This window comes from Microcystis sp. M_QC_C_20170808_M3Col, assembly GCF_007095505.1.
Lineage (GTDB): Bacteria > Cyanobacteriota > Cyanobacteriia > Cyanobacteriales > Microcystaceae > Microcystis.
Map to the genome: position 1 here is coordinate 1 of NZ_SFBY01000324.1, position 5,270 is coordinate 5,270.

Annotated in this window: 4 protein-coding genes and 1 pseudogene; 3 read left to right on the forward strand and 2 right to left on the reverse strand. The window is 44.0% G+C overall.

All coding sequences use genetic code 11. The features are described from left to right. Positions 1-132: 132 nt before the first annotated feature. Genes urtD through EWV84_RS14865 form a run of 3 tightly spaced genes read left to right on the forward strand, consistent with a single transcriptional unit; the run spans position 133 to position 2,855 of the window. Positions 133-879 carry an urea ABC transporter ATP-binding protein UrtD gene (gene urtD, locus EWV84_RS14855; protein WP_287078611.1) on the forward strand — a complete coding sequence of 249 codons (747 nt, stop codon included), beginning with the start codon at positions 133-135 and terminating at the stop codon, positions 877-879. A gap of 38 nt (positions 880-917) precedes the next feature. Beyond that, on the forward strand, positions 918-1,616 hold the full coding sequence (urtE, locus tag EWV84_RS14860; protein ID WP_287078612.1) for an urea ABC transporter ATP-binding subunit UrtE: 699 nt from the start codon (positions 918-920) through the stop codon (positions 1,614-1,616). A 21-nt stretch (positions 1,617-1,637) separates the two neighbouring features. After that, positions 1,638-2,855 (forward strand): BaiN/RdsA family NAD(P)/FAD-dependent oxidoreductase, encoded by a 1,218-nt coding sequence (locus tag EWV84_RS14865; protein WP_287078613.1) that lies wholly within the window; start codon positions 1,638-1,640, stop codon positions 2,853-2,855. Positions 2,856-2,958: 103 nt separating this feature from the next. On the opposite strand, the gene pckA is transcribed toward EWV84_RS14865, so the two are convergent. Together pckA and EWV84_RS14875 are read right to left on the reverse strand one after the other, a co-directional pair. Next, entirely contained in the window at positions 2,959-4,638 is a 1,680-nt protein-coding gene (gene pckA, locus EWV84_RS14870) for a phosphoenolpyruvate carboxykinase (ATP) (RefSeq protein WP_287078614.1), read from the reverse strand. 503 nt (positions 4,639-5,141) lie between these two features. Beyond that, positions 5,142-5,270, reverse strand: a pseudogene (locus tag EWV84_RS14875) (RNA-guided endonuclease TnpB family protein); the annotation flags it as partial.

Genomic DNA, 5,270 nt, shown 5'->3' on the forward strand with positions numbered 1-5,270 from the left:
CCCACTTCCCCACTTCCCCACTTCCCCACTTCCCCACTTCCCCACTTCCCCACTTCCCCACTTCCCCACTTCCCCACTTCCCCACTTCCCCACTTCCCCACTTCCCCTATACCCTGTTCCCTCTTAGAAATTATGACTGGAAAAATCTTAGAAATCGAGAATCTTACCGTTAGTTTTGGGGGTTTTAAAGCTCTCAATAATCTTAATTTCAGTATGGATACGGGAGAATTGCGGGTGATTATCGGTCCCAATGGTGCGGGAAAAACCACTTTTTTAGATGTGATTACGGGGAAAGTGCAACCCACCATCGGACGGGTATTATTTAAAGGTCGAGATCTCCGCAAAATTCCCGAATATGCGATCGCTCGTTTGGGTATTGGTCGCAAATTCCAAACTCCTAGGGTATATTTAAATCTAACTGTCCGAGAAAATCTCGATTTAGTTAGCAACCGTAATAAAAATGTTTTCTCAACTCTTTTCGGTCGTCTTCCGCTAGAAGATAGCAGAAAAGTTATTGGTTTATTGGAAACTATCGGGTTAACTGCTAAAGCTGATTTACCCGCTTCTTTACTGTCCCACGGGGAAAAACAACGCCTAGAAATTGGCCAATTAGTAGCCGAGTCACCAGATTTACTGCTAGTAGATGAACCCGTAGCAGGATTAACCGATGAGGAAACGGAAAACGTGGGTAATTTGTTATTAAATCTAGCGGAAAGTCATTCAATTATTGTCATTGAACACGATATGGAGTTCGTCCGTCAAATTGCCCGCAAAGTCACGGTTTTACACCAAGGAACTGTTCTATGTGAGGGGAATATGGAGCAAATTCAAAATGATCCGAAAGTTATTGAAGTTTATCTGGGTTCCTCGGAAGAATAAAAAGTCAAACAATTAAAATTAGTTAAAAAGGGTTGACAATGTTACACATATCTGATCTCAATGTTTACTACGGAGAAAGTCATATTTTAAGAAATGTTGATCTTAACATTAATGCGGGAGAAATGGTCTGTTTAATCGGACGTAATGGCGTGGGTAAAACTACCCTATTAAAAACCTTGATGGGTATCTTAAAACCGCGAGCGGGAACAATTAATTATGAGCAACAAAACCTAATTAATAAAACCTCAGATCAAAGAGCCAGATTAGGACTGGGTTATGTGCCGCAGGGGAGGGATATTATTCCCCGTTTAACGGTAAAAGAGAATTTAATTCTCGGTTTGGAAGCTTTACCCACAAGGAGAAAAAATGCCACAATTTCCGAAGAAATCTTTGATTTGTTTCCCGTTTTAAAAAAAATGTTATCGCGGATGGGAGGAGATTTAAGCGGTGGACAACAACAGCAATTAGCCATCGCTCGCGCCTTAGTGGGGGAACCGAAATTATTAATTTTAGATGAACCCACGGAAGGCATTCAACCGTCAATTATTCTCGAAATTGAAGCAGCGGTGCGGCGTATTGTTGCCAGCAAAGGAATCGCCGTTTTATTAGTAGAACAACACCTGCATTTTGTCCGCCAAGCTGATCGATATTACGCCATGCAAAAAGGTGGAATTGTTGCTTCCGGTTTCACGAGCGAATTAAGTCAAGAAGTCATTCAGCGATTTTTGGCGGTTTAAACTTAACTTTTTCCTTGATATATGACTCAAATAGTCGTAATTGGTGGCGGGGCAGCGGGATTTTTTGGAGCAATTAAAGCGGCAGAATCTAACCCAAAAGCTGGCGTTACTATCCTAGAAGCGGCAAAAGAACCTCTGGTGAAAGTGCGGATTTCGGGAGGGGGACGCTGTAATGTCACCCATCATTGTTTTGATGTTTCTCAATTGGTTAATTATTATCCTCACGGTGGCAAAGCACTACGGGGAGCTTTTAGTCGGTTTCAACCCCAAGATACTATTAAATGGTTTGAATTGCGGGGGGTAAAACTCAAAACAGAAGCGGATGGGCGAATGTTTCCCAGCACCGATAATTCTGAAACTATTGTTAATTGTCTGCGGGAAAGTGCGACTTTTGCCGGGGTTAATTTAAGGCTAAATTCCCCAGTCAAATCGGTAAAAAAACAGGAAGAAAGTTTTTTGATTGAATTAAAAAGAGATGAGCAAATTAGGGCAGATAAGCTGTTAATTGCGACGGGAAGTAGTCCTTTTGGTTATCGCACCGCTCAAGATTTAGGTCATTCTCTAATCTCTCCTGTCCCTTCTTTATTTACCTTTCAAATTGCCGATCCTCGTCTGAAAGATTTGTTAGGGGTTACTGTGGATAAAGTGCGAGTTCGTCTTGGGGGAAGCAAATTAGAACAAATCGGACCCTTGTTAATTACCCATTGGGGAGTTAGTGGACCGGCTATTTTAAAACTTTCTGCTTGGGGAGCGCGGTTACTTCACGAGCATCATTACCGAATGCCTTTAATAATTAATTGGTTGGAGGATTATCATCCTGAAAAATTGCGAGAAATTATCTTACAAACTAAAAGTGAATATCCCAAAAGAAAACTCTTTAATTATTGTCCCTTTGAGCAGTTACCCAAGCGTCTTTGGCAGAGTTTATTAAGTTACTTGACTGTTAACTCGGAAACTCCCTGGGCAGAATTATCTAAAAATACTCTCAATCGATTAATGATTGAATTACAGCAAGGGGAATATCAAATCAAAGGAAAAGGGGTGTTTAAGGAGGAATTTGTTACCTCTGGGGGAGTGAATCTTCAGGAAGTGGATTTTAAAACTATGGAAAGTAAAATCTGTCCGGGGTTATATTTTGCCGGGGAAGTACTAGATATCGATGGAGTCACGGGGGGATTTAATTTTCAAAGCGCTTGGACCACTGGTTATCTTGCCGGACAAGCTATGGGCAATAGATAGCAGTATTGCTGGTGTATTAGGCTGCCCCAATACACCCGACGGCAATCAAACTCTGAGAAAATCTCACCTTAACTGATAGTTGATAACCGATTCCTTGATGTTGTTATTCCCAAATTGGACCGGCTGCAATTATTTCTTGGGAGGCAGTGGTAAATTGACGGAAATTTTCCACGAAACGATGGGCCAATTCTCGCGCCTGTAGGTCGTAGGATTCGCCATCTTGCCATGCTTGTCGCGGGTCGAGGATTTTTTTGGGAACTCCGGGGACAATTTCGGGGACGAGAACTTGAAAGATGGGATGAGGATGGAAAACTACTTCCTCTAAATCGCCATTTAAAGCAGCGGAAACCATAGCGCGGGTGTGTTTGATCGAAATGCGATCGCCGACTCCATAAGGACCGCCGGACCAACCAGTATTAATCAGATAAACGGAGGTTTCGGGGTGTTGTTCTAAACGTTCCCCTAACATTTGGGCATAGACGAGGGGTGACAGAGGGAAGAAACATTGACCGAAACAACTGGAAAAAGTCACCTGTGGGGCGGTGATTCCCCGTTCCGTTCCCGCTAATTTGCTAGTATAACCGGAGAGGAAATGATACATCGCCTGGTTCGTGGTTAATTTGGCGATTGGTGGCAGTACCCCAAAAGCATCGGCAGTTAAGAAGATAATAGTTTTCGGGTGGGTTCCCATGCCAGATACGGCACAATTAGGGATATAACGCAGGGGATAGGCGGCGCGGGTGTTTTCGGTCAAACGTCCATCATCGTAGTCGGGAAGGCGATTATCGGCGGAAAGGATAACGTTTTCCAGAATAGTGCCAAATTGAATCGCCGCCCAGATTTGGGGTTCGTATTCGGCACTTAAACGGATGGTTTTAGCGTAACAACCGCCTTCAAAGTTAAAAATGCCGTCTTCTGACCAACCGTGTTCATCATCACCGATCAGGCTGCGTTTAGGATCGGCGGAAAGGGTGGTTTTACCCGTACCGGAAAGACCGAAAAAGAGGGCTGTATGACCGTGTTTATTCATGTTAGCGGCACCGTGCATCGGTAAAACCCCTTGTTTGGTCATCAGGTAGTTCATCATCGAGAAGACGGATTTTTTGATTTCGCCAGCGTAGCGAGTGCCACCGATGAGAACGATTTTTTTGGCCAGGTTGAGGACGATAAAGGCTTCGCTGTTCAGGTCGTCATCCTCGGGATCTCCCTGTAACCCCGGCAGGGCAATCACGGTAAAATCAGTTTGATGGGCAGCTAGTTCGATCGCACTGGGCCGGAGGAATAACTGATGGGCAAAGAGGTTATGATAGGCGATTTCGGTGACGACGCGCACGCCAAAGCGATAATTAGGATCGGACCCGACGTAACCATCGAAGATATATAGGTCTTTTCCCTGCACATAGGCGAGGACTTTTCGGTATAACTGCTGGAATTTTTCCTCGCTAATCGGGGCATTATGCTGATTCCAGTCGATTTCCTTTTCGCTATTGGCTTCTTTGACAATGAATTTATCTTTGGGGGAACGACCGGTATATTTACCCGTTTCCACCACTAAAGCCCCATTATCGGCTAAAACGCCCTCATGACGTTCGATCGCCTGTTCGACTAATTGCGGTACGGAAAGATTGCGATAAACGCGACCGAGATTTTTCATGCCTAGGTTTTCGAGGCCGTAGGTGGGATGAATTTGATGTTCTAATTCGTAGTGGAAATTGACGTTCTCCACGCGATCGGACAAGGGACAAGAGATACTATCATTGGTCAGCGTGTGTAGAGTCAGCATAACCCCAATTCTCCTGATAATTTAGTTGTCGGTTTAGAGCTAAGTTCTAGGTCTCTGATTAGTGCAGTTATAGAAACTAGAAAGACTCCGTTCTCTGTCTTTTTCACTCCCAGACACCTAAGAAGCTATATTGATTAGTTTATCTGACGATATTTCCCTGATTAATCTGGCCTCTCGCTGTCGGTAAAGCCAATTTTAGAGCGGTAATTCAGGATTATTTGCGTATTTACCCGTCATCTTCCAGTCAGGGTTTTTACCTTTTCCCTCTTGCCGATCTAACTGCTTTTTTTAGCTATTTTTAGTCTAGCTGTACAATAGGATACAGACGAGTTTTTTTTTACAAAAATTAACAGCTAAACAAAATTGGTCAGCTAATCTAGCAGTTATCTTAATGGTGCGGTAGGAAGTCTCTGGTTTTGGGCAACGTCGGAACGCCGGAACAGTAGCTGGTCGTCCGGAGTTGACATCCTCACCGCCGTAAAACGGACGGTGATTCCCAAACCTCACGATTTGGGTTTCTGCTTCTTTCCCTTGCGGGGTTCCGCACCTGCCTTAACAGTTTTACTCTGTTCTGGTCTTATGGTCGCTCTACAGACTGACACCGCAAGTCCTGCGGCCAAAATGTTTTTACT